This window comes from Xanthobacter oligotrophicus, assembly GCF_008364685.1.
GTDB lineage: Bacteria > Pseudomonadota > Alphaproteobacteria > Rhizobiales > Xanthobacteraceae > Xanthobacter > Xanthobacter oligotrophicus.
In genome coordinates this window covers 243,476-268,047 of the sequence record NZ_VTTL01000003.1, presented here as the reverse complement: position 1 = coordinate 268,047, position 24,572 = coordinate 243,476, and the positions used below count along the sequence as shown (strand labels likewise).

The window sequence follows — 24,572 nt, the reverse complement described above, 5'->3', positions numbered from 1 at the left end:
ATGACCCGCATCGCCCTTTACGCCCGCTATTCCTCCGAGAACCAGCGCGATGCTTCCATCGAGGATCAGTTGCGCCAGTGCCGCGAGCGGGCCGCGCGCGAGGGCTGGACCGTGGTGGAGACCTATTCCGACCGGGCCATCTCCGGGTCGTCCATGATCCGCGCCGGTATTCAGGCGCTTCTGGCCGATGCGCAGGCGGGCCGCATCGACATCGTGCTGTCCGAGGCGCTGGACCGCATCAGCCGCGATCAGGAGGACGTGGCCGCCGTGTTCAAGCGCCTGCGCTTCGCGGGCGTCTCCATCGTCACCCTGTCCGAGGGCGAGATCAACGAACTGCATGTCGGCCTGAAGGGCACCATGAACGCGCTGTTCCTCAAAGACCTCGCCATCAAGACCCATCGCGGCCAGCGCGGGCGCGTGGAGGCGGGAAAGGCCGGCAGCGGCAAAGCCGCCTACGGCTATCGCACCGTCCACCAGCTCGACGCCAGCGGCGAGCCGATCCGCGGCGAGCGGGCAATTGTCGAGGACGAGGCGGAAGTGGTGCGCCGCATCTTCCGCGAATACGCCAGCGGCAGAAGCCCGAAGGAGATCGCATTCCAGTTGAACCGGGAAGGCGTCCCCGGCCCCCGGAACCGCCCTTGGGTTGACGCCACCATCCGGGGCAATGCTGCGGCCGGCACTGGCATCCTCAACAATGAGCTTTATGCCGGGGTTCTCGCATGGAACCGGCAGCGCTTCATCAAGAACCCCGAGACCGGCACCCGCATATCGCGCGTGAACCCGGAAAGCGCGTGGATCAGGACGGAGGTTCCGCATCTGCGGATCGTGGACGATGCGCTCTGGCAGGCGGTGCGCGAGCGTCAGCGGGGTATCTCCGCCCTGTTCGGCCCCAACCTCGCCAACACTCGCGAGGCAAGGGCCAAAAAGCTCCATCGCACCAACCGGCCCGTCACCCTGCTTTCCGGCCTGCTGGTCTGCGGCTGCTGCGGCGGCAGGATCAGCATGGTGATGACCGACCGCTATGCCTGCCGCAACCATCTGCGCAAGGGGATTTGCAGCAACGAGCGCACCATAAGGCGCGACGAGATCGAGGCGCGGGTGCTGGCGGGCCTGAAAGAGAAACTGGTGTCCACCGAGGCTGTCGCCGAAGCCGTGCGCGCCTATGCCAAGGAAACGAACCGGCTGTACCATGACCGGCGCGCGCAGGCGGACGCAGACCAGCGGGCGCTACAGAAGATCGAGCGCGCCATCGCCGGCATCATGGCGGCCATCGAGGATGGACTTTATCAGCCTTCGATGAAGGCGCGGATGAACGAGCTTGAGCACGACAAGGCGGAAATCACCGCCCGCATGGCGCAGGCCCCCGCCGATGTGCCGGACGTGCATCCCAACATCGCCAACGTCTATCGCCGGAACGTGGAGCGGTTCACCGAAGCGTTGAACGACCCCGATGGCGGCCGGCAGGCGGCCGAGGCGCTGCGCTCGCTCATCGGCGAGATCGTGCTGACCCCCGGCCCGAAGCGCGGCGAGGTCCATGCCGAACTGCGCGGCGAACTCATGGGCATCCTCGCCTTCGCCGCGGAGAAGAACAGCCGATCCATCCGTATTATGCCACCAGTAGCATCTTGTGGCAGATGAGCACCAGACGCTGGCCCTCTTCGGTAGTGAACAGGCCAGCGCGCATGATCGGGCCCTGCGCGATGTCGATGGTCTCCTGCATCTGCGCCGCCCGCGCGGCCACGTCGGCCAGCGGGATGTCGGCGCACTCCAGCGGCACCTCGATGCCGGTCTCCACATAATACTGGCGCCCGTCATGGAACCTCAGGCGCAGCGCGTCGTGGTGGGCCACCAGCTCTTGCAGGGCGTCGCGCAGCCGCTCCGGCTCCAGCGCGCAGCGGAACACGGCGGAGACGTTGAACTGCTGCGGACGCTCCGTCGCCCAGGTGAAGTAATAGCGCTGCATGGGCGACAGCGGCTCGTCGCCGGTGGCCTCGCTCGCGTCCACCGCCCGCACCGGGGCAAGGCCCTGCACCAGCTCGGCGATGGTGGGGGTGCGCTGGAGCGCGGTGGGATCGAGCGGAAGTCCCCCCTCCCGCGCCTTGATGCCGAGCTGCACCGCCAGCAGCGAGTCGCCGCCCAGCGCATAGAAATTGTCGTGGATGCCGACGGGCTCGTGCTTCAGCACCGCCTGCCAGATGTCCACCAGCGCCGCCTCGGTCTCGGTGCGCGGCGGCACATAGGGCAATTCGCCGGGCATCTGCGCCACGTCGGGGCGGGGCAGGGCCTTGCGGTCCACCTTGCCGTTGGCCGAGAGCGGGATGCGCTCCAGCGGCACGAACACCCGCGGGATCATGTAATAGGGCAGCTTGTCCTGCAGGGCGGCCCGCATCTCGGCCGCGTCCAGCGTGTCCTCCGACACCACATAGGCCACCAGGAACTTGCCCTTGCGGTTGGGCTGGTCCTGCCCGTCCACGATGGCGGCCTTCACGCCGGGCAGGGCCTCGATGGCGCCCTCGATCTCGCCCAGCTCCACCCGGAAGCCGTTCACCTTCACCTGGAAGTCGGCGCGGCCCAGGAATTCCACCTGCCCGTCGGGGAGCCAGCGGCCGAGGTCGCCGGTGTAATAGATGCGCTCGCCGGTGGCGGGATAGGTGATGAAGGCGGCGTCGGTCTTCTCCGGGTCGTGCCAGTAGCCGCGCGCAAGGCAGACGCCGCCCATGAAGATCCGCCCCGGCATGAACGGCGGGCACGGGTTGAGCCCGGGATCGAGCACCAGCATCTTCTGGTTGGGCATGGCCCGGCCATAGGGGATGGTGGTCCAGATCGGATCCACCGCGCCGATGCGGTACCAGTTGGAGAAGATGGAGGTTTCGGTGGGGCCGCCGATGCTCCAGATCACCGCGTCGGGGGCGAGCGGGCGCATGCGGTCCGGCAGGTCGGTGGGGATCTTGTCGCCGCCCATCATGAACACGCGGATGGAGGGCAGCGCCTCGCCGGACTGCACCCACATGTCCACATACATGGGCACGCTCAGCCAGATGGTGGCCTGATGCTGGCGCACCAGCTCCACCCAGTGCGGCGGCTCCAGATGCCGGTCCTCGTCCGGGATCACCACGCCGGCACCGGCCGAGAGCATGCCGAAGATGTCATAGACCGAAAGGTCGAAGCTGAAATCCGACAGCTGCAACGACCGGTCGCCCGGCCCGACGCCATGCTCCGCATTGGCGTTGCGCAGGCTGTTCATGACGCTGAAATGGGTCAGCGTCACGCCCTTCGGCTTGCCGGTGGAGCCGGAGGTGAACAGCACGTAGCAGATGTCGCCGATATCGTTGATGGAGGGCAGCCGGGTGTCCGGCTCGTCCGCCCACAGGGCGGCGTCATCCACGGCGAGGCCGGGGCGGCCGAGGCGGTCCAGCACGCGCTGCTGGCTGAGCACGATCTCCACCTCGCCCTGCGCGTTCACCGCATCCATGCGCTCGGGCGGCCAGGCGGCATTGATGGGCAGGTAGCCCGCGCCCGCCTTCAGGATGGCCATGCAGGCCACCGCCTGCTCCCAACCCTTCTCCATCATCACCGCGACCAGGGTGTTGGGCTTCACGCCCCGCCGACGCAGGCCGTGGGCGATGCGGTTGGTCAGCCGCTCCATCTCGCCATAGCTCACCACCCGCTCGCGCATGAGCAGGGCAGGGGCCTCCGGCTGGCGCTCGGCCCAGTCGGAGAAGGCGTCGTGCAACAGTTGGAGGTCGGGGCGGGGCGCGGGCGGCGGCGTCCACTCGGTCTCGATGCGCTGCACCTCCACCTCGGTGGCGAGCTTCAGCTTCGACAGCGGCGCGTCCGGCTGGGCGCTCACCGCATCGGCGAGCAGGGACAGGTGGGCGGCCAGCTCCTCGGCGAAGCGGCGGGTGAACTGGGCGGCCTGGTATTGCAGCCGCACGTCCAGCCGCTCGCCCTCGGCGAAGGCGAGGAACAGGAGGTCGTTCTGGCAATCCACCGTTTCCAGCGGCAGCGGGGTGCCCAGCGCGAACGGCCACAGGGGCTTGGCCCAGGAGACGGAGACGTTGGGCAGCTGGATGCCATCGGACGGGCGCGCCTTGCGCAGGCCGGCGATGACCTCCTGGAACGACAGGCGATCATGTTCGCGGGTGGCGCGGCGCTGCTCCTGCACCTGCTGCACCAATTGGGCGAAGGTCAGCTCCGGCGTGAAGCTTGCGGTGGCGATCAGCGTGTTGACGAAGGAGCCCATGGAGCGGGCAAAAGGCTTGCCGCGCAGGTCCGTGGGATAGAGGACCGCCACTATTTCCTGCTCGGTGTAGCGGTGGATCAGCGCCTGGATCAGCGCCAGCGTGGTGATGAACGGGCTCACATTCATCTGCGGCAGGCGCAGCGAGAAATAGAGATTGCCGTCCTTCTCGCCCTGGTAGCTCTCGCGCCGCGTCGGCAGGCCGGCGTGGAAATCGGACTGGGCCAGTGCCTCGCCCCAATAGGCCCGGTCCGCCTCGTGGTCGGGGCTGTCCAGATAGGCGCGCTCGTGGGCGCCCCAGGCTGCCGGGCCGGGGCCGGGCTCGGGCACCGTCTGGCCGTGATAGCGGGCGCCGACCTCCTCCATCAGCAGCATGATGGAGCCGCCGTCGATCACCATGTGGCTGCCGTTGAGGACGAAGATGTCGCCGCACAGCACGAAGCGGAACAGGGGGCCGTTTTCCACGTCGAACGGCTGGGTGATGGCCCATTCCCAGCTGTCGGAGCGCTCCAGCACCCGCGCCGGTGCATCCAGCACCACCTGGTAAGGCTTGCCATCCACCTCGCGAATCACCGAGCGCAAAGCGGGGTGCGCGGCGATGGTCTCGCGCAGCGCCTGCTCCAGCCGGTCGGGGTCGATATCGGGGTTCAGGCGATAGACGAACGGCACGAAATAGGCCGAGCTGTCCGGTGCCCGCTTGCATTCCAGCCAGATGCGCTGGGTGACGACGGCAAGCGGGATCGGGGCCGTGACGACGTTCATCGAGGTGTTCCCGATGCTGGCGCGCGGGGTGGCCGCGCGGAGGGGGATGGATGCGGGCTGGGGAGAGGCGAGCGGCCGGATTGATGCAGGAAACCGGCCTTCAAGCAAGAGGCTAAGCTCGCGTTCCGCGTCCCATCCGACGCCTTTGACAGCCGGGCACGGGCCAGTCGAGCCGGTGCCGGTTGGGGCCGGCACCGGGGTAGGTCAGATGTTGGTCTTGTCGGCGCCCTTCAGCTCCAGGATCTGCCGCGCCTCGTCGGGGGAGGCGACCTGAAGGCCCAGGCCCTCGATGATCTTCACCGCCAGCTTCACCTGGTCGGCATTGGAGGTGGCGAGCTTGCCGCGTCCGGCCCAGAGCGAATCCTCCAGCCCCACGCGGATGTTGCCGCCCATGGAGGCGGCCATGGCGGCGATGGGCAGCTGGTTGCGCCCCGCCCCCAGCACGGACCAGCGATACTTGTCGCCAAACAGCCGGTCGCAGGTGCGCTTCATGTGCATCACGTCCTCCGGATGCGGGCCGATGCCGCCCAGCAGTCCGAACACCGACTGCACGAACAGCGGCGGCTTCACCAGCCCGCGGTCGAGGAAGTGGGCGAGGTTGTAGAGGTGCCCGATGTCGTAGCACTCGAACTCGAAGCGGGTGCCGTTGTCGTAGCAGGTGGAGAGGATGTATTCGATATCCTTGAAGGTATTGCGGAAGACGAGGTCGCGGGTGTTCTCCAGATGCGCCTTCTCCCACGGATGCTTGAACTCCTTGTACTTGTCGGCCAGGTGGAACAGGCCGAAATTCATGGAGCCCATGTTGAGGGAGGCCACTTCCGGCTTGAAGGTGGCGGCGGGCAGCACGCGCTCCTCCACCTTCATGTAGGGGCTGCCGCCGGACGTGATGTTGATGACCGCGTTGGTCGCCTGCTTGATGCGCGGGAGGAAGCGGGAGAAGCCTTCCGGCGTCTGGTCGGGCTGGCCGGTCTCGGGGTTGCGGGCGTGCAGGTGCAGGATGGCCGCGCCGGCCTCCGCTGCCGCGAGCGCTTCCGTCACGATCTCGTCCGGGGTGATCGGCAGATGGGGCGACATGGTGGGGGTGTGGATCGCCCCCGTGATGGCGCAGGTGATCACCACCTTGCGGGATGCGGTGGAGGGGGCCTTGGGGGCGGGCGTGGTCTCGGCCATGGTATTCAAGCCTCTGTGGAAATAGGGGAATAGATGGGAGGAAAGGTCAGGAGCCGATGTCCTTGGCGGCCTTGCGCTTGTGGGCGGCGAGCGCCATCAGGTGCCGGTCGCGCCACACCTGCCGCTCGGCCAGCCCATTTTCGGGCAGGCGGGCGCGGCGCTGGGCGAGCACGGTTTCGAGCACCGGCCCGGCCCAGTCCACGCGGCGCCACTGGTCGGGCGAGATGCGCTCGTAGATCTGCTGGTAGCGCGCCACATAGTCGGCGACGCCGCCCGGCGCATTGAGGTCGATGGTCTCGAACGGCCCCATGAACGACCAGCGCAGCGCGAGGCCCTCGCGGATGCCGATGTCCACGTCCTCCACGCTCGCATAGCCGTCCGCGACCAGCCGGAAGGCCTCCTCCAGCAGCGCGCCCTGCATGCGGTTCATGACGAAGCCGTCCAGCTCCTTCTTCATCACGATGGGGGATTGGCCGGCGGCGCGCATGAGGTCCGCCGCGCGGGCCATGGTGTCGGCGCTGGTCCAGGGGGCTGGCACCACCTCCACCGCGGGGATGAGATAGGGCGGGTTGATGGGATGGCACACGCACACCCGCTCCCGGCCCTTCAGGTGCTTGGAGAACAGGGACGGCAGGAGCGCCGAGGTGGAGGAGGCGAGCACCGTGTCGGGGCCGGCGAGGGAGTCGAGTTCCTCATAGAGGTACTTCTTGATGGCGAGGTCTTCCGGCGCATTCTCCTGCGCGTGGGCCGCGCCATCCAGCGCCTGCGCATAGGAGGTGGTGGCCGACAGCCGCGCCCGCACGGCCTGGGGGGATGCGCCGTTCAGCAGGTCGTTGTCGGCGAGGTCCGGCAGCACGCCCTCGATATAGGCGAGGGCCGCCTCGGGCGCGCCCGCCGCGTGGTCGGCCAGCGCCACGTCGAAGCCGGCGCGGGCAAAGGTGATGGCCCAGGCGCGACCGATGAAGCCGGAGCCGATGATGGCGATCTTGGTCATGGAAGCCTCTTCAGGTCGAAAGAGCCCGTGCCCCGGACCAGCGACACCACAGGTGGAGCGCTGATCCGGGGCCCAGGGGAAAAGGTCGGCGAAGCCGGCGATGCCTGTCCCTCACAGCCACAGCACCTGACGCCGCAGGTCGAGGTCACGGGCCAGCGGCCGGGCGGGGCCTTCGTGCATCACCTGCCCGCGCTCCAGCACCACGGCTCGGTCAGCGAGGTTGAGCACCACATCGAGATGGTGGTCCACGATGACGAGGGTCAGCGACTGCCGTAGCCGGTCGAAGGCGTCGAACAGCTCTTCCGTCACCGCAGGCGACAGGCCCTCGAACGGCTCGTCCAGCAGCAGCACGCGAGTGTCGCCCATGAGGGCGCGGGCCACCGCCACCATCTGCTGCTCGCCGCCGGAGAGCAGGTCCGCCGCCGTGTCGAGGCGCACCTTGAGGCGGGGGAAAAGCTCCAGCACCTCTTCTTCGGAAAAGTGCTTGCCGGCCCCGGTGATGCGCTTCAGCCGCCCCAGTTCCAGGTTGTGGCGCACGCTCATGCCATGGAACAGCGCCCGGCCCTGCGGCACGTAGCCGACCCCACGCCGCGCGATGGCGGCGGACGACAGGCCCGCCAGTTCGTCGCCCGCCAGCACGATGGAGCCGGACGCCGGCTTCACGATGCCGGTGATGGTCTTGAGCAGGGTGGACTTGCCGGCGCCGTTGCGGCCGAGCAGGGCCAGGATCTCACCCTCCTTGGCCTCCAGCGACACGTCGGTGAGGATGCGGCTCTTGCCGTAGAAGGCATCCACCTTCGCGAGCGTCAGCATGGGTTTGTCGGTGGCCGCCGACTGAAGGTCCCGCGACGCCAGCGCCGCCGAGCCCGAGCCGATATAGACCTCCTGAACCTTCTTGTTGGACCGCGCGTCCTCCACCGTGCCGTCCACCAGCACGGCGCCGTCGGCCATGACGGTGACAGCATCGGCCAGCTCGAACACCCGGTCGATGTCGTGCTCCACCAGCAGCACCGGCACCTGCGCGGAGATCTGCTTGATGAGGTTCGACACCCGCGTGCGCTCGGCGGCGGCAAGGCCGGCCAGCGGCTCGTCCAGCAGCAGGACCCGCGGGCGGGAGGTGAGGGCGAGCCCCATGTCGAGCAGCCGCTGCCCGCCATAGGAGAGCGCACCGGCCTCCGCCTTCTCCATGCCGGCGACGCCGAGGAAGTCCATCATCTCCCGGGTCTCGGCAACGATCTCGGGAATGGCGGCGGCGTCCCGCCAGGGATCGAGCCGGCTCTTGTGGGTGGCCTGTACGCCGAGGCGCAGGTTTTCTTCCACGGTCAGGGTGGGGAAAAGGTTGGTGATCTGGAACGAGCGCGACAGGCCCTTCATGCAAACGGCGTTCGGCGGCAGGCCGTCGATGCGCTCGCCGGCAAGGCGGATCTCGCCCGCCTGGGGCGCGAACATGCCGGAGATGAGGTTGAAGGCCGTGGTCTTGCCCGCGCCGTTCGGCCCGATGAGGGCGTGGAGCGTGCGGTCCTTCACCGCCACCGCGCCCTCGCGCACCGCCTTGATGCCGCCGAAGCTGCGCACGAGGCCCTTGGCCTCCAGCATCGGTTCCGGCCGGTCCCAGCGCGGGCGGGCGGTGAGGCCGGCGGGCAGGGCGCGCACCTGCGCCCCGGTGCGCTGGCCCATGGCGGCGGCTTCCTCGCTCTTTTTGCGTAGGGGCGCGATCAGGCGGCCCGCCACCCCCACGAGGCCAGTGGGGGAATAGACGATGAAGGCCATGAACAGCAGGCCGAAATAAAACAGCCAGTTGGGCGTCCACATGGACAGGAATTCGCGGAACAGCACGAAGAACAGCGCGCCCAGCGCCGGTCCGAGGAAGCTGCGCATGCCGCCGATGACCACCATGGCCAGAAGCTCGCCGGAGAATGCCACGGCGATGGGGTCCGCCGAGGCGAAGCGATGGTTGAAGGTCATGAGCGCGCCGGCCAGCGCCGCGACGCCGGCCGAAAGGGTGAAGCAGGCGATCTTGTAGGCCCGCGTGTCGTAGCCGATGAAGCGGGCGCGCTGCTCGTTCTCGCGGATCGCCACCAGCACCGAGCCCATGGGCGAGCGCACGAAGCGCTGGAGCTTGAACACCACGATGAACATCACCACCGCGACGACCGCGTAGAAGGCCGGACCGGTCTCCAGGTCGAAGCCGAACAGCGTGCCGCGCCGCACGCCGCCGATGCCGTTCTCGCCGCCGGTCACGTTGGTCCAGCGGAAGGCGATGGAGAACAGCAGGGCGGTGAAGGCCAGCGTCAGCAGCGAGAAATAGACGCCGCGCCGGCGCAGCACCACGAAGCCGATGGGGATGGCGGCGAGCGCCACCACCAGCGCGGCCGGCAGCGCCAGCACCACGCCCCATCCGGGCAAGAGGTGGTGCTGGAGCAGGGCCGCCGCATAGGCGCCGAGGCCGAACCACGCGCCATGGCCGAAGGAGACGAGGCCGGTGTAGCCGACGAGCAGGTTCAGCGCCATGCAGGCCATGGCGAGGAGCACCACGTCGCTGGCGGAGGTCAGCGTCAGGCCGATGGCGGACAGCACCGACGGCAGCGCGATGAGGCTTGCCGCGGCGACCAGCAGATTGGCGTTGCGCGCGAGCATGGCAGCTCCTTTGCCCGGGCGGGCGGACTGTTCGGGGCGAAGGGAGGAGGTGGGGTGCTGGAGCATGGCCGCCTCACTCGAACCGCAGGATGCGCTCGCCGAAGAGGCCGCGCGGCCTCAGGAGCAGCACCATCAGCATCAGCAGATACATGGAGGCCTCGGCCGCCGGCGGCACGAAATAGACGGTGAGCCCGCGCACCAGCCCCACCAGCAGCCCCGCCAGCACCACGCCCCAGAACGAGCCCAGCCCGCCGATGACCACCACCACGAAGGCGGCGGTGAGGATCTCAGCGCCCATGGCCGGATGCACGCCGGAGATGGGCGCGAGCATGATGCCGGCGAGCCCCGCAAGGCCGATGCCGATGGCGGCCACCGCCGTGAGATAGGGCCTCAGCGAGATGCCGAGCGCGCCCACCATGTCGGGGTTCTGCACGCCGGCCCGCACCACCCGGCCGAAGGCGGTGCGCTGGAGCAGCAGCCACAGCCCCAGCACCGCTGCGGCGGCAACCAGGAGGATGGCGAGGCGGTAGCGAGAATAGATGAAATCGCCGACGAAGACCTGGCCCTTCAGGAATTCGGGGATGGCGAAAGGGATGGGCGTCGCGCCGAAGGTCATGCGCAGCGCCTGCTCGATCACCATGGCGAGGCCGAAGGTGAGCAGCAGCGAGAGGATCGGGTCGGCCCTGTAGAAGCGCGAGAACAGGAGGCGCTCGACCACCATCCCGATCACCGCCACCGACAGTGGCGCCGCCACGAATGCGGCCGGGAAGCCGAAGCGATTGCCGATCTCCACCCCGATATAGGCGCCGATGGCATAGAAGCCGCCGTGGGCGAGGTTCACGATGCCGCCCAGCGAGAAGATGAGCGAGAGGCCGAGCGCGATGAGCAGGTAGGCGACGCCTACCAGCAGCCCGTTGAGCAATTGCTCGATCAGGAAGACGAGTTCGAGGGGCATGGGGGCTTTACTCCACCTGAGGCGGAACGGCGCATCTTCAGCGACGGGCGAAAGCCCTCTCCCGCTTGCGGGGGAGGGTAGGGAGGGGGCGGCGTTTCGGCCGGCGTGGCGCCCGGAAGCGTGGCGCCGCCATTTCCGCGCTGCGGGCGGGCTCCCTCCCCCGCCCGAACTCGGCTGCTGCCGAGTTCGGTTCCCACGAACCGAGGCCGGAAACATCCGGCCTCGGACGGGAGAGGGAGTGAGGCCTCGGCCCTCACCCCGGGAAGGTGCAGGCGTTCTCTTCCGGCGTTGGGGCGATGGCCGAAAGCGCGGTCTCCGGGCCGGGCACGGCGGGGCCGAGGATCATCAGGTCCCACTGGTCCTTCACCTCGGCCACGGGCCGGGCGGTGACGGTGTACATCTCCTGGATGAGCTGGTGGTCCCAGGCGCGGAAATAGCCCTTGCGCCCCTTCAGGATGTCCAGCTCCGGCTCCTTCTCGAAGAAGCCGATGAGGTCCGCCGCCGTGGTGCTCTTGGTCTCGATCATGGCGCGGGCCACCACCTTGGTGGCCACATAGTCGCCCCAGGCCTGGTTCTCCGGGGGCTTGCCGAACTTTTTCACGAACGCCGCGACGAATGCCTTGGAGTCTGCGGTGGGCACGTCGTGGTGCCAGATCAGCGGCCAGAGGCCGCCGAAGGTGCCCTTGCCGGCACCCCAGGCCACCGCCGTATCGAAGCCGAAGCCGCCGAACGGATACTTGAGGCCGAATTCCGAATACTGCTTGATGAAATTGGTGATCTGGTTTCCGGCGAGATTGGAGATCACCATATCAGGCCGCGCCTGCCGCACCTTCAGGAGGTAGGGCGAAAAGTCGGTGGCGTCGGTGGGCACCAGTTCGTCTGCCACCACCTCGCCGCCATTGGCCGCGATGTAAAGCTTCGCCACGCGGGAGAGATCGTGGCCGAAGGCGTAGTCGGCGGTGAGGAAGAACAGCTTCTTGCCCTTCACCAGCCCGTCGCGGACCATGGCCGCGCCCACTGCCTTCACATATTGGGTGTTGGCGCCTTCCACATGGAACATGTAGCGGTTGCAATCCTTGCCGCGCAGGGCATCCGAATTGCCGCCGGTGTTCACGAACACCACCTTGTTGCGCGCCGCGACCTGGGAGATGGCCAGCGCCGAGGCCGAGGAAATCTCGCCGATGATCACCGGCACCTTGTCGCGCTCGATGTAGCGCTCCGCCTTGGAGGAGGCGGTGGCCGGGTTCACGCTGTCTTCCATCACCAGATTGATCTTGCGGCCGTTGATGCCGCCGGCGGCGTTCAATTCCTCCACCGCGAGCTGCACGCCCATCTGCCCATAGGCGCCGAGCGGGCCGAGGAAGCCGGTGAGCGGGGTGAGATGGCCGAAGGTGATGGTGTCGGCCTGCGCCCGCACGATGGCGGGCATGCCGACGCCGCCGAGGAGCGCGGCCGCCCCGGCGCCCTTCAGCAGGGTGCGGCGGGCCAGTGGGACGGATGCAAGCGAGGCGGGATGTGGCGTGTCATTCACGGCGTGGGTCTCCTCCCTTTTGGACCGGTTTGTTGCGGAGGCGGGATTTTCCCTGTCCAACCCGCACCGGGTGATTGCCGATAGGCTCGGCTATCTGTTATCTGTGATCACACATAGCAGACGGGAAACATGGAACACAAGACGGCATCTGCGGACGAGCACGAGGACGGAGCGGCAGGAGAGGCTTCCGGAGGCCTTGATGCCCGCGTGGGCCGCATCGTGCGCCAGACGCTGGCGGACCAGGTCTATGGTGACCTCAAGGAGATCCTGCTCGCCGGCCGCGCCGCCCCGGGCGAGCGCTTCACCTTGCGGGGCCTTGCGAGCGCCATCGGCACCAGCGCCATGCCGGTGCGCGAGGCGGTGTCGCGCCTGGTCGCCGAGAATGCGCTGGAAGTCCTCCCCAACCGGGCGGTGCGGGTGCCGTTGATGCCGCGTGCCCGCTTCAGGGAGCTGCGCCTCATCCGCTGCAGCCTCGAAGGCCTCGCCACCGAGATCGCGGTGCGCGAGGCGACCGACGCCGAGGTCGCGGAAGTGGAGCGCTTCGAGCGCCTGTTCGCCGCCGAGCGTGACAAGCCGGAGCCAGATGGCGCCGTCGCCATGTGCCACAACAAGGACCTGCACTTCGCCCTCTACCGGGCTGCCCATTTGCCCACCCTGTTCCAGATGATCGAGGGGCTCTGGCTGCAGATCGGCCCGGTGCTGAACCTTGATTTCCGGGCCGGCCCGGATCGCGTGCGCATGGGCGAGGCCCACATCCGCCACGCTGCCATGGTGGCCGCCCTCAAGGCCCGGGACTCGGAAGCGGCCCGAACCGCGCTCGTCGCCGATATCTGGAGCGCGGGCGACTTCATCCTCTCCCGCGATGTCCTGCCGGACTGACGCGGCCTTCACACCCAAAACAACACCAGCATTTCAACGGAGAAACGCCATGGACCTCGGCATCACGGGCATCCGCGTGATCATCACCGCGGGCGCCGGGGGCATCGGCCTCGAAATCGCCCGCGCCTTCGCCCGGGAGGGCGCGCGCATCGAGGTGTGCGACGTGGACGAGGCGGCGCTCGATGCCCTGCCGCAGTCGGCTCCCGGCGTCACCGGCTCCGTGTGCGACGTGGCCGACCGCGCGGCGGTGCAGCGCTTCATGGATGACGCGCTCGGCCGGCTCGGCGGGCTCGACGTGCTGGTGAACAATGCGGGCATCGCCGGCCCCACCGGCCGCGTGGATCAGATCTCCCCCGAGGACTGGGACCGCACGCTGGCGGTGGACATCACCGGCCATTTCAACGTGACCCGGCTGGCCGTGCCGGCCCTGAAGCAGAGCGACAATCCCTCCATCATCGGCCTCGCCTCGGCGGCCGGGCGCTTCGGCTTTCCGCTGCGCTCGCCCTATGCGGCGGCCAAATGGGGCGTGGTCGGCTTCATCAAGTCGCTGGCCATGGAACTGGGTGAATTCGGCATCCGCGCCAATGCCATCCTGCCGGGCTCCGTGGACGGGCCGCGCATCCGCTCGGTGTTCGAGCACAAGGCCCGCGAGCGCAACCTGTCCATGGAGGACGTGCAGGCCATGGCGCTCTCCGCCACCTCCCTGAAGCGCCTCATTCCCCCGCAGCACCTGGCCAACGTGGCGGTGTTCCTGTCATCCCCGCTGGGCTCCAGCATTTCCGGGCAGGCCATCGCCGTGGACGGGGACCTGCAGATGCTGGTGTAGCCGGCGCCGAGTGGAGCCCGCTCGCGACAGCTGCGCCGACCGACCATGTTATCTCAAAGGCCGGCGGGGCGTCCCGGCCTGCCATGGACGGCGTTCGGATGGGCCTGAATCATTCCCACTCGATGGTCAATGGACTTGGGTAAGCATTGCAAATATTGGGCTTTTCGGACACGCCCCAAACCCCATACCAACTGCGATACCACCAAGCTGAGGGCGCTGGATTCACAGATGCTATATGGCTGTCCTCCCCGCCATATACGCACGCACATCATAAACGGGCGCCGCGAAAAATGCAGGCCAAAAGAGATTGAGCTTCGGGAGAAGGTGCCGCTGCTTTTCTCTCCGTTGGCGGGTCTTGCCCTTGCTGGGTGCCCTCGCGGACACGCCTCGATCATGAAATCGATCGTATGATCAATCCCGGCGGCGGAACGAAATTATTTCTCCCGTTCCCGCCCCGGCAGACGCTTGGCTAGGGCTGGGCTTAAGACGCACCACCGTCGCCACCTCATGGGTGAACCAGCCGGGCGGCAGGCCCGTCAGATTTTCAACATCACCCGCCGGGATCGTGAACTCGAGCGCTAGCAGGTCCGGCTTTGACCGGACACCTTCATCGACAATCAGGTGGAGCGCATCCCGAAGCACCCGAGGTTCGCCGGGTACCCACTGGCGGTCGAATGGCTCTTCCTTCGTCCAGCCCTTGGCGGAGTAGAGCTTGTAGAGGTGAGTAGCAAAGTCAGCCGGGATAACTTCGAGATCGGCCAGACGCTTGATTTGCGCCTTGATCGACACGCGCCAACGCTCCTTTGCTGTTACCATCGTTGCGAGTGAAGGGAAACGCATCTCGACCGGGTAAGTCGTCGAGGGAAGCAGGAAAGCGCTGGCCAGCCGAAACGCCTGCGCCTCGATCAGCTTCAGGTCTCGTTTAAGTTGTTCTTCGGTGACATCCCGATGGAGGATTGCGTGCGCCATTTCATGCGCGGCATCCATCTGCCTACGCGCAAAGGACATTTTGTCGCTAGCAAGCAGGACATGTGGCCTGTCATCGACAGGCGACCAGCTACATAGCCCATCAAGTTTCACCGTCCCCATTTCAATGACGCCGACTATGAAACCGAAGCGCTCAAGCAAGGACACCATATCCCCGCAGGGGCCGTCGCCGAGACGCCAATGGTGCCGCAAATCGAGCGCGATGCGCTCAAGGTCTTCATCGCGAAGCTGGTGGTAGCTCGCGCCGGCCATCACGTCCGGAATATCGACGACGGGGAGGTCCACATAGTGCTCGACCGCATGACTGATCTCTTGCAGCCATCGCATGTGCGCGCTCTGGTATTGAAGGTCGCGGACCAGCGTCGACGAAAGCGAACGAAGGAATGTCGGTCGCGCCGACACATGCTCGGGCCGAAAAAAGAACTCCGGCCGCACACCCAAAAAAACGGCCAATCGAGCAAGCGTTTCCGGGTCGGGAGCCGAGCTTCCATCCTCCCATCGCGATACGCTGCTGGGATTCAAACTCATAGCCCGCGCAAGCGCGGACATGCTTGGAATCCGTCGAGCCGCCCTGGCCTCCGTTAGACGGCCGGGCATAAAGCCTGGTGTACCGATTGGCATGGTCGTCGCCGCTTATTCCGCCGGGCCGTCAGCCGTCTCGCCAGAATCCGGCTGCTCCGGCGGCTTGAAAGCCTTGGGCGTCTTCTTCAGCGTGACGAGAGGCTGACCCTCCGGGGCCGACTCCGTTCCGGTGGAGGGCGGAGCATAGGCTCCCATGAACGTCTCAACCGTCTCGTATGCGAGGAAACCCTGATATTCGGCATCGATGACGCCGATCGCGACTTCCTGAAGACGACCGCCCTGCGACGAGTCTCGTGCGAACAGGAAAAGGACGAAGATGTCGCCCGGCTTCGCAGTCCCGCCATCACCTTCCAAGTCTAGGCGCGGCGTCAGACGGTAATTTAGTGTCACACCAGCGAGCCGGGATTGGTTCTTGGTCGGCAACTCTTTCGGCACTGACATCGATGCCAAACCGAGCAGGATGCCGGGCTGATCGCCCCCGAACCGCATAAATGGCTGATAGTAACGGAGTTCCGTGCCGGGAATCACGTCCCCTTCCAACCGCATCCCTCCGTGCAACTCGCATGTGTCCTGAAAGCCCTTCTCCATCAACCGGAAGCGGGCCTGTCCTTCCAGCCCACGAGCGCTGCGCCCGGTCAGGTCCGTGTTATCGCGGATGAGTTCGTGAGCCTGGCGCGTCCGCGCCGCGGACGTATCGAGAAGGTCGATCAACAAGTCTCGCGGCAAGGTGCTGACAATGCGCGCCTTGATCTCGTCCGCAGTCATCGGCCAGCTCCCACAGTTTGCCTCAATTCTGATTTATGTCACGAATTTTTGCGCATGGCAAGAACATCACTTGAATTATTTGCGTGATGGGCCGCGCTCGACCGTTCCTCATCACGCAGCCTGTTCCCCGTCCACTTGATCCGTAGGCGGTGGTGTCGTTGCAGATTGGTAAAGCTGTGGATGCTGCGCGGGTGGATGACCGCTTGGTGATCAACGGCATTCTCTGGCGATTCCGGACCGGGGCGCCTTGGCGGGACGTGCCTGAGCGCTACGGTCCGCGCACAACCCTCAATGCGTTATGAGACCGCTGCCTAGGATAAGGTGGAGGCAGTCTGATCCGCAGAGTCACCTAGGATAGAAATCGGGAGCCGCGAGATCGAGCCGCCTGATCAGGCTTTCGAGTTCGGGATCGGTCCGAGAGCGCTCCCGGTCTCGCATCGAAACCACATCGCCATGCAACTGGGCACGCAAATCGTCCCATCGCCTCAGCAATTGAGCCCAATGAAGGCTGTCATACCCTCCATCCATCTGGATGCAGGAGACCTCGATGCGCGGCGGCGACGCGCCATGACTACGCCAATCACCCGCGCGGTAATCCTTCAAGAAGCGGCTGTTCTTGCGGTCCACCCGGCCGATCTGCTGTTCCACGACACCGGGATTCCACTCCGCATGCAGGAGGACCACCGTGCGGCATTCCTCGTGCAGGTTCAGCCCCTCTCGCCCGACCATGGACTGCGCCACCAAGACCGTCGGCCAAGAACCCGGGCGGTTGAAGGCGTTCTGGAGGAAACGCCTGGTCTGGGGCCTGGTCTCTCCGTAGAGCAGTCGGGCGAAGCTGCCTCCCCGGCCGGAAAATTCGCCGAGATGAGCCTGAAGGAGCTGGAGCCGGCTCTCCTGGCGGGCAGTCAAACCGTCTGGCGTTTCTTTCGTAGAGAAGTCGCTGGAGTCTTCACGGAGCTTTTTGACCAACTCGTATGTGTCTTTGATCAGACATTTTGTCGTCCAGCGCGTCTGAGCCTCCACATCCTGTACGTCTGAACGTAGGGAACGGCGGCTCTCCAGCGCCTGCAGCAGCCGCGCAATGCCATCCTGTTCGTGCGCTGCCCAGACCTGCGAGATGAGCAATGCGGTGTCATCCCCGTCCCCGGCCAGAGCCGAGATCTCCCCGTGGACCGACCTGAGGCTCGCGTCGCGCTTCTGGCGGGCGGAGTCGTATCGTGCAGCGAGCACACGATTGATGTCCTCGACAGTATTTGGAATGCCGACCGGGCAATCCGGCGACAGAAGGGCTGCCCGGACAGCCTCCACCGCGCCGAGATCATGCCTCGTGGAACTGGGGTCGATTTCCCGTGCCGGCCAATGCTTGCCTTCCGCGAGATGGCGCAGCATGGCACGCGCATCGAGCAGGCGCGTCAGCGCGAAGAGAGGTTGAAGCAAGGTGCCGAACACAAGCGCCTTGCGACCTTCAGCGGTGGCCGCCTCAATGATCCTCACCGCAGCGAGAACGGCCGGGTGAGTGAATATGCTTGCGTCGTGCGGAGGCCGGGCATTGCGAGACCAGAAGTCAAGCTCAGCCTTCGATCCCAACGCAGCGGACTCCAAGATCAGCCTGTCCAGGCCGTGGCCTTTCTCGACCGTCAGGCGACGGCGCTTGGTGGCGGTGTCTGTTTCCGGAAGAAGCGACAGCGCCTCAGCGGCGCAAAAAGCGCGCATCCAATCGCGGCCCATGACTTTCGTGGTCACCGAGACCGTTCGGATGTCCCGATAGCTGCACCCATGTGCCTCCTGGAAGCCCTTCAGTTCGCGGTCTGAGCGCTTGTCGCGCCGAATGATGTAAGGTCCGAGGGCGGAGGAAAAGCACTTTGCGGCCTGCTCGAATGCGCTGACCAAGGCCTCGTCCAGTGGCTCGGCTCGCAGGCGCTTGGCAATTTCGGCATATTTGGAGATAGGGTCTGTGATGGCTCTGAGGTCGCCTCCGTTGCCCTCCCCATCTGCCGAAGGATCCGCTGGGCCGCAAATTCGCTGCAGCGTGTTGAGCCATTGTTGCGCTTCGAGTTCCACCGGCGTTGCCGTCATCCCAAGGCGAAACGGGTCCGCGCTTTCCCAGATGAGAGCGCTGAGGATCCGGGAGAGGCTGCTGTCCTCGCCGCGCGCCTTATGTGCCTCATCAATGACCACAAGATCGAAGCGGCCGAGGGCGCGGCCGATCACGGGCAGCACTGCGCGACGAAAATCCTCCGATGGCATGAGCCGCCAATCCCGCGCCCACTCCATCGGCAGGGGTTCAGCGGCGAGGGTCGCGAAGGCTGCGCGGGCCGCCTCGTGCGATGCGTGACGTTCTCCACGCCCACCCTCGCGCATGTTGCGCCTGCGTCCCTTGCACAGAGCCTCAAACGCGGGCATCAGCTCGCGGCGCCACGGGAGGTTTCCGTTCTCAGGCAACGGAAACGTCATCCGCGCAAAGGCATGTGAAATCATCAAAATCTTCTCGTCCTGCCAAGAACTCTCCGGCAGTTCACGCTGCTGACGTCGGTCGTTCAGCTTCGCATTGCGACGCTCCTGCCACCCCTGGCGGAGTCCGTCATGTCCCTCCCTGGCAAAGCCTCGAATAAAGCTCTCATAGCTGCGCAGCGGCATGAGTGTGCGATGGTCCGGGTCGAAGATGGCGAGCTCTTTCTGCCATTGCGCGCCAAGCCCGGCGGGCATCACGATGGCCGCGCGCCCGCCGCAGCTGCGAACGGCCGAGATGAGGGCGGCGGCGATGCGAGTCTTGCCCATGCCGACCTCATCCGCGATGAGAAGGGCGCGACGCCCACCCCGCATACGCTGCGCGATCATCCGGATGCTGGCGCACTGGCCCTCATCGAGCTGGGCATGTTCCACGTCCAAGCCCTCGGCCTGAGCCGCAACCGCATCCAAGCCGTCCGCGACGGCCTCCCATCCTTGAAATCCGGTCACGGCGTATGCTCCCAAAGATTCCCCGCACCTGACAGATCCCAGGCCTCCGTGATGTGGCGGATCGCCGCCTCGATCCGCTGGCGATCGACGCCGGCGGGCAGGAATTCCGTGTCGGACAGGGCATACAGCGGATTGGCACCCGCCTCGCGGAAGGGCCTAATCATGTCCGGTTCGGTCTGGGCCAGATCGGAAAGGTTCTGCTGGAGCTCACGGCACCAGCGTTGCCAATCCCTTGGATCATGGTTCTTCTGGGCCTCCGTGAGGCGCGTCATCAGGCGCATCATCTGCCTGATCGGGTAGGTGCGCGTGGCATTGTTTTCCGCCTCAAATGCCTCGCATTTGCACACCCGGTCGATGCCCTCCCCGTCCTCCTCCTCCTCTCCGACGCCGATGGGGGCAGCCGGAAACTGACCGATAAGCACCAGGATGTCTTCCAACGTGGGGGCACTCCGCCGTGGCACCACCAGGGCCCCGTCAGCACGCACAGGCACCTTCCAGCCCGTCGGGTGCAGCGTCACGAAGGCGGGGGGCGGCGCGGGCCACGGGCACGGCAGCTCCACTGGCGCGTCCGCGGGACCAAGGACCTCGACCGCGACCTCGCAGGCCGCAGGCGCTCTGACCTCGCCGCCCGCCCATTCCACGAACGCCACCGGCGGAGGCGGTGGTGGGTCCGGCGGAGGATCGAATGCGGCGCCAGGGGCGAGCGCGGCTAGCTCCACGCCGGATGCAAAATCGCCGGGCAGAAAGCTGCGAATGCTGTTCTTTGCATTGTTGCGCCAGCTCAGTGTGGGATCGGGCGAGACGACAATCCCCGCCTCAAGATTGCCATGGGGTGCGGTGCTCTCGAACCCCGCACGGCTGAAATTGCCCGAGCCGATATAGATTTGCGCCCGTCCAATCTCTCCCTTTCTGCCAAATTGCGCGAGATAGAGGTATTTGGCATGCAGCTTGGCTTGGCTGTGCTCCTTATGAAGGGAGCCGGGTCGACGGAGCTTCCATCCCTTCCCGACCAAATGTTCGGCGCACTCGTATAGACCTTGGCAGCTGTCCTCATTGAGCACGAGATCAAGGGCCACATCTTCCTTGGCGAGCTTCCGCTCCCTCACAAGCTGGTTGTGGAGGCTCTCTAAGAGGCTTTCGGTGTTCTCGCTGACCCCTTGCTCGTAATATCCCGACCCGATGACCAGGTGCCGTCTACTGCCTTTGGTCAGTCTCTCCAACACCTGTGAGCGCATTGTCTCTTTGCGTGTATCCACAAAACGCGGCCGGCGACCTTCGGCTGGCATTCGGTCGATTGCCTCCCGGAAGCGTTCGTCGGGACGGGCGCCATCGAAGGTCTGCTGCAGCAGGTCGTCGTTGCAACGCTCCCGCAGCCAACCAAACAGGTCATCGGCCGCGCGGATGTCGGAGGCGAGTTGTAGGTCACGCGCGCCCACGACAAGGTCGGCGCACCAGAACATGTCGATGCTGGTCGTCAGCGGCTCTGCGGTCCAGTTCCCCGTGCTGACCGCGAGGCGCAGCAGATAGTCCGTCGGCCCGCAAAATCCGAGAAGCGCCACCTTCGCATGGAGAAGGCGGAAGGGCAGCGGCAGGCGAAAATGCATCCAGGCTAGACCGGGGACGTCGGTGACAGCCAAGGCGGTCGGATGGATGAAAGCGGCCAAGCGCGGACGCGAGCCATCTCCCGAGAAGGTTTCGGCAATCCGATTGAGCACACCGGCGCTGGCCGTGAAGCCGCACAGCATGCCGAAGTCACCGACATATTCTCCCTCTTCGGGAGGGGCGAAGAGCGTCAACAGGCTTTGGCTCATGGGGCGTCTCCTCCGACGGCTTGCGAATTGGCGCCGCAGAGATCGGCCGTGAGCGCGAGGAGATTTGCGATCCGAGGCAGTTCTGGCACCCCTGACGGAGCGGCATCCGTATCGCCTTCAGGCACGGCGTCTGCCCCGAATGCGGGCCCGGGCGCCAGCTCCTCATCGCGCAGAACAATCACGACCCCGTCCCGCTTGGCGAGACGCCGCACGAGACCGTTGGGGGTCCGGCATTCGCCCAAGAATGTCTGGCTCTCCGGCTCATTGGCCGCTTCGATATGGCGGGCGACACGCTCGGCCTTGACGACGCATGCTTCGATTTTCGCGCAAATGCCCTCGTCTCGCTCAGCCTCGTCGAGACTGAGTGCCGGCGTCAGCCCATCATCCCGCCGTCTGGAGATCCGGTTCTCGACCGCGCCGAGGACCTCAAGCGCGGCCGCCCGCAATTGAACGGCCGCAATGCCTCCGCGCAGATCCACCAGATGCTCGTGCGTCAGGCCCGCCGGGAGCGAAGCGTTGAGCAATGCGTCTGAGTTCTGGTCCCCGCGCATGTCGCGAATGGCCTTTCGCCGCTCCGCATCGGCGCCCTCGCCATAGATGCGCCGGGTCAGCTCCGCACGTATGGCGTCAGGAAGACACGCGGTCGGGGCGATAGGTGCCAAGTCATCAGAAGGCGGGCGCATGCCGCGACAGACCCACTTTTCGATCAGGTCGGGAACAATCCCAAGCGGTGCAAGAAGGCGCCTTCCATCCTCCGTGAGGTCGAAGGAGTTAAACCGCGCCCGCGTGCCTTGAACGAGGCCGAGGGTGACGAGGGGTTGGGTGCAGGTTTGCCGGAACGGCTGGGTGACGTACGAGCCCGGCTTGCTCAGGATCTGAAAATCGCCTGTGACGTAAGGTAGGTTCCGGCTTCCCCGCACACGTGGATTTGACTCTCCTCCCCCTTTGGCGAGCGCCTCCTTCATGGCCAGCGCTTCTACGGCGTTCGCCGCTTCAATGGGACGATGGTGGAGCTTGCGCGCGACGCTTATTCCAAGCATCGACCACACCAAAGGCATGGCAAACCAAAGCCCGCCCATGCCGGGCACCGCCCTTTCATTGAAGTGGCGAACCGCACTGGTCAGGCCCAGTGCCTGCAGCCGGCGAGCCGAAGGGATGTCGCCAGGCCGGAGGATTCCCCATGCTTCCACCACTTCCAAGTCCCTTTCCCCGATTTGCGACATGTACCGCCCGCGTGGCCCCATAGGCATTTGGTGCGCGATGGCGCTGCCGCCCGCAAGAACGGCGCGTGTGTCGATCGCTGCGGCAATGACTGCTCCCCATGCGTTGGACCGCCGAATCGATCCCTCTTGCGGATGATGCTGCCAGTCGCGCGTGCAGGCGGCCGCCACGTATCGCCGTCCCCTCGCCGGGTCGTCAGCCTGTCGGCGCCGGCGCCCGGAAGCCGATGGGGCGGCCGGGGCCGCCGGGCTTGGCCTCCACTTCGGCGGCAAGCGCCTCCACCAGGGCGCAGGCGTCGGTTTCTCCTATCACCTGCGCCTTGCGGGCGACCACCGCGAAATCGCCGGGGGTGAGCTGGCAGAGGCCGTCCAGGTGCGCGGGCGCGGTCTGGCCGAACGTGTGGGCGAAGAGGGCGCGGGCTTGGGCTTGGGAGAGGGGCAGAAATCTGACCTTGAACAGGAAGCGCCGCGCGGCGGCTGGATCGAGCGCGTCGGCAAAGTTGGTGGTGCAGGCGAAGGGATAGGGGTGGCTTTCCATCCAGGTGAGCATCTCGTTCACCTGGCTCACTTCATGGGACTGCCCGACATTGGTGCGGTCGCGCAACAGGGAATCCGCCTCGTCGAAAATAAGGAAGGCACGCTTGTCCTTCGCCTCGGCGAAGCATGCGGCGATGTTCTGCTCGGTCTCGCCCACGAACATGCCGAGGAGATCGCTGGTCCGCTTTTCCAGCACTTCAAGGCCCATGCGCTCGGCCAGATGGCGAGCATAGGCGCTCTTGCCCGTGCCGGGAAGGCCATGGAGGCAGAGCGAGATTTCCGTGCGCCCGCTGGCCACGATCCTGTCGGTGAGGCGCGCAAGGTCGGTATCGGCACAGGCAAAGGCGGCGTGGAACCGCGCCTTTGCGTCCACGGGGGCAGGACGCCCTCCCATCACCTTCAACACCGACGCGGCGGCGCGCACCGCGACCCGGCTCTCCGCGCCGCACAGGCGCGCGGCCCGCAGGCCATGATCGATGAGCGCGGGGGGCGCATCCAGGCGGACAAGCTCCTGCAGGCGCGCCGGATCGAGCGCGATCTTGTGGCGGGTGGCCGAGCGGCGGACGATCCGCTCGCGGGCCGCGCGATCCAGGCGCGGAAATTCCACGGCATAGGTCATGCGGCGCAGGACGGCACGGCCCAGCCGGTGGGGATGGTTGGAGATGTAGAGCGTCGGGCAGGGATTGGCCTCCACCAGGTTGTTCATGAACACCTTGGCACCGAGGCGGCTGTGGCCGCGCGCCTCGTCCACGCCGACGAAAATGTCCTCTGCCTCGTCCATGACCAGAAGCAGCCCCTCGCTCTGGCTGGAGAGCTTCTGCGCGAGGGCGAGCGCGCTGATGCGTTGCTCCCGGTCGGGCTCCTCGCCCTCCTCCGCGCACTCCCCCACGAACACCGCGTGGAGCCCCGCCCGCGCGGCGAGCGCACTGGCAAAGGCGGTCTTTCCGGTGCCGGGCGCGCCGTGGAGCAGGATGTTGATGCCCCGCGTCCGGCTGCGGGACGCCGCCTTCAGAAGGTCGCACACCACTTCTGCGTCGGCCTTCAGGTGGGAAAAATCCTCCCACGTCAAGGATGTGGTCTTGGGCTTGCCAAACAGGAGGCTGCGCAGCGTCTGCGCGGTGGAGCGGGACGCGTTCGAAACCTTCAAAGTACGATCGGAGGCGGCGAAATCCTGCCCCCTCCGGTCGTCCACGAGGCCGTACATCATCAGCGGCATCTCGCGCGTGAGGCGACGGCTCACGGCGCGCGGGGTCTGCCCCAGCAGCGCGGCGATGCTGCCCAGCGCCACATCCATATTATGCGGCATGCGCAGGCGCTCCGGAATGAACTGGCTCCCCAAAGCCAAGGCCAGATCATGGGCTTTTGGAACCGTCGCCGTCCGCACCAGCAGGGCGAGGATCGACCGGTCGATCTGGCCGAGGCCCAACTCGTCGGCGAGCCAGGAGATCTTGCGCTCCAGGGGCGAGGCCGCTGGCGTCCGGCTTTGGCGCAGGCTGGTGAAGTGCCGGAGCGCGGCATCGCGGGCGGCGGAATTGGCCGAGGGGTCGTTCTCGTCCTGCGTACCGGGAAGGGCGGGAAGCCCAATCACGGCCTGGTGGCGCACCAGCCAGTGCGCCAGCTCCGTGTTCCGCCACCAGCGCGCCCAGACCGCGCTCCCGCCGGTGGCGAGGTCCGCGACCTATCGGGCCAGGATATGCCGTTCAAAAGGGTGCATAGCG

15 protein-coding genes and 1 pseudogene are annotated in these 24,572 nt (G+C 66.4%); 4 read left to right on the top strand and 12 right to left on the bottom strand.

What is annotated here, in order from left to right; translation table 11 throughout:
- Nucleotides 1–1,638 carry a recombinase family protein gene (locus FZ033_RS06160; RefSeq protein WP_149575264.1) on the top strand — a complete coding sequence of 546 codons (1,638 nt, stop codon included), beginning with the start codon at nucleotides 1–3 and terminating at the stop codon, nucleotides 1,636–1,638.
- Here the strand turns inward: FZ033_RS06160 and FZ033_RS06155 are convergent.
- The 6 genes from FZ033_RS06155 to FZ033_RS06130 all read right to left on the bottom strand — a co-directional run bounded on the left by FZ033_RS06155 (nucleotide 1,607) and on the right by FZ033_RS06130 (nucleotide 12,289).
- Complete coding sequence (locus FZ033_RS06155; protein ID WP_149575263.1) at nucleotides 1,607–5,002, bottom strand: non-ribosomal peptide synthetase; 3,396 nt, start codon at nucleotides 5,000–5,002, stop codon at nucleotides 1,607–1,609. The two genes, FZ033_RS06160 and FZ033_RS06155, sit on opposite strands and share 32 nt — an antisense overlap.
- A 204-nt stretch (nucleotides 5,003–5,206) precedes the next feature.
- A complete protein-coding gene (locus tag FZ033_RS06150) occupies nucleotides 5,207–6,172 on the bottom strand; it encodes a BKACE family enzyme (RefSeq protein ID WP_149575262.1) in 966 nt (321 codons plus the stop codon).
- Between the two features lie 46 nt (nucleotides 6,173–6,218).
- Nucleotides 6,219–7,166: a 3-hydroxyacyl-CoA dehydrogenase gene (locus tag FZ033_RS06145; RefSeq protein ID WP_149575261.1), complete on the bottom strand. Its 948-nt coding sequence runs from the start codon at nucleotides 7,164–7,166 to the stop codon at nucleotides 6,219–6,221.
- A 111-nt stretch (nucleotides 7,167–7,277) separates the two neighbouring features.
- Nucleotides 7,278–9,803, bottom strand: a complete 2,526-nt coding sequence (locus tag FZ033_RS06140; RefSeq protein WP_149575260.1) for a branched-chain amino acid ABC transporter ATP-binding protein/permease — start codon at nucleotides 9,801–9,803, stop codon at nucleotides 7,278–7,280.
- Nucleotides 9,804–9,876: 73 nt separating this feature from the next.
- Nucleotides 9,877–10,758 (bottom strand): branched-chain amino acid ABC transporter permease, encoded by an 882-nt coding sequence (locus FZ033_RS06135; protein ID WP_149575259.1) that lies wholly within the window; start codon nucleotides 10,756–10,758, stop codon nucleotides 9,877–9,879.
- Nucleotides 10,759–11,011: 253 nt separating this feature from the next.
- Complete coding sequence (locus FZ033_RS06130) at nucleotides 11,012–12,289, bottom strand: ABC transporter substrate-binding protein (protein WP_188079337.1); 1,278 nt, start codon at nucleotides 12,287–12,289, stop codon at nucleotides 11,012–11,014.
- 129 nt (nucleotides 12,290–12,418) lie between these two features.
- On the opposite strand from FZ033_RS06130, the gene FZ033_RS06125 reads away from it, so the two are divergent.
- Both FZ033_RS06125 and FZ033_RS06120 read left to right on the top strand, forming a co-directional pair.
- Entirely contained in the window at nucleotides 12,419–13,168 is a 750-nt protein-coding gene (locus tag FZ033_RS06125; protein ID WP_149575257.1) for a GntR family transcriptional regulator, read from the top strand.
- Nucleotides 13,169–13,217: 49 nt separating this feature from the next.
- Nucleotides 13,218–13,994, top strand: coding sequence for an SDR family oxidoreductase (locus FZ033_RS06120; RefSeq protein ID WP_149575256.1), 777 nt, complete (start codon nucleotides 13,218–13,220; stop codon nucleotides 13,992–13,994).
- A 411-nt stretch (nucleotides 13,995–14,405) separates the two neighbouring features.
- Here the strand turns inward: FZ033_RS06120 and FZ033_RS06115 are convergent, their stop codons facing one another.
- Both FZ033_RS06115 and FZ033_RS06110 read right to left on the bottom strand, forming a co-directional pair.
- Entirely contained in the window at nucleotides 14,406–15,578 is a 1,173-nt protein-coding gene (locus FZ033_RS06115) for a helix-turn-helix domain-containing protein (RefSeq protein WP_269149854.1), read from the bottom strand.
- 36 nt (nucleotides 15,579–15,614) lie between these two features.
- Nucleotides 15,615–16,328 carry a hypothetical protein gene (locus tag FZ033_RS06110; RefSeq protein WP_149575254.1) on the bottom strand — a complete coding sequence of 238 codons (714 nt, stop codon included), beginning with the start codon at nucleotides 16,326–16,328 and terminating at the stop codon, nucleotides 15,615–15,617.
- A gap of 149 nt (nucleotides 16,329–16,477) precedes the next feature.
- On the opposite strand from FZ033_RS06110, the pseudogene FZ033_RS06105 reads away from it, so the two are divergent.
- A pseudogene (locus FZ033_RS06105) lies at nucleotides 16,478–16,615 on the top strand (transposase); the annotation flags it as partial.
- Nucleotides 16,616–16,673: 58 nt separating this feature from the next.
- Here the strand turns inward: FZ033_RS06105 and FZ033_RS06100 are convergent.
- From FZ033_RS06100 to FZ033_RS06085, 4 genes are all read right to left on the bottom strand, one after another.
- Nucleotides 16,674–19,286, bottom strand: coding sequence for a DEAD/DEAH box helicase family protein (locus FZ033_RS06100; protein WP_149575253.1), 2,613 nt, complete (start codon nucleotides 19,284–19,286; stop codon nucleotides 16,674–16,676).
- Nucleotides 19,283–21,097 carry a phospholipase D-like domain-containing protein gene (locus tag FZ033_RS06095; RefSeq protein WP_149575252.1) on the bottom strand — a complete coding sequence of 605 codons (1,815 nt, stop codon included), beginning with the start codon at nucleotides 21,095–21,097 and terminating at the stop codon, nucleotides 19,283–19,285. The genes FZ033_RS06100 and FZ033_RS06095 overlap by 4 nt, the downstream gene beginning before the upstream one ends.
- Nucleotides 21,094–22,296 carry a hypothetical protein gene (locus FZ033_RS06090; RefSeq protein WP_149575251.1) on the bottom strand — a complete coding sequence of 401 codons (1,203 nt, stop codon included), beginning with the start codon at nucleotides 22,294–22,296 and terminating at the stop codon, nucleotides 21,094–21,096. Before FZ033_RS06090 ends, FZ033_RS06095 begins: the two co-directional genes overlap by 4 nt.
- Before the next feature lie 217 nt (nucleotides 22,297–22,513).
- On the bottom strand, nucleotides 22,514–24,457 hold the full coding sequence (locus FZ033_RS06085; RefSeq protein WP_149575250.1) for an AAA family ATPase: 1,944 nt from the start codon (nucleotides 24,455–24,457) through the stop codon (nucleotides 22,514–22,516).
- Nucleotides 24,458–24,572 lie beyond the last annotated feature (115 nt).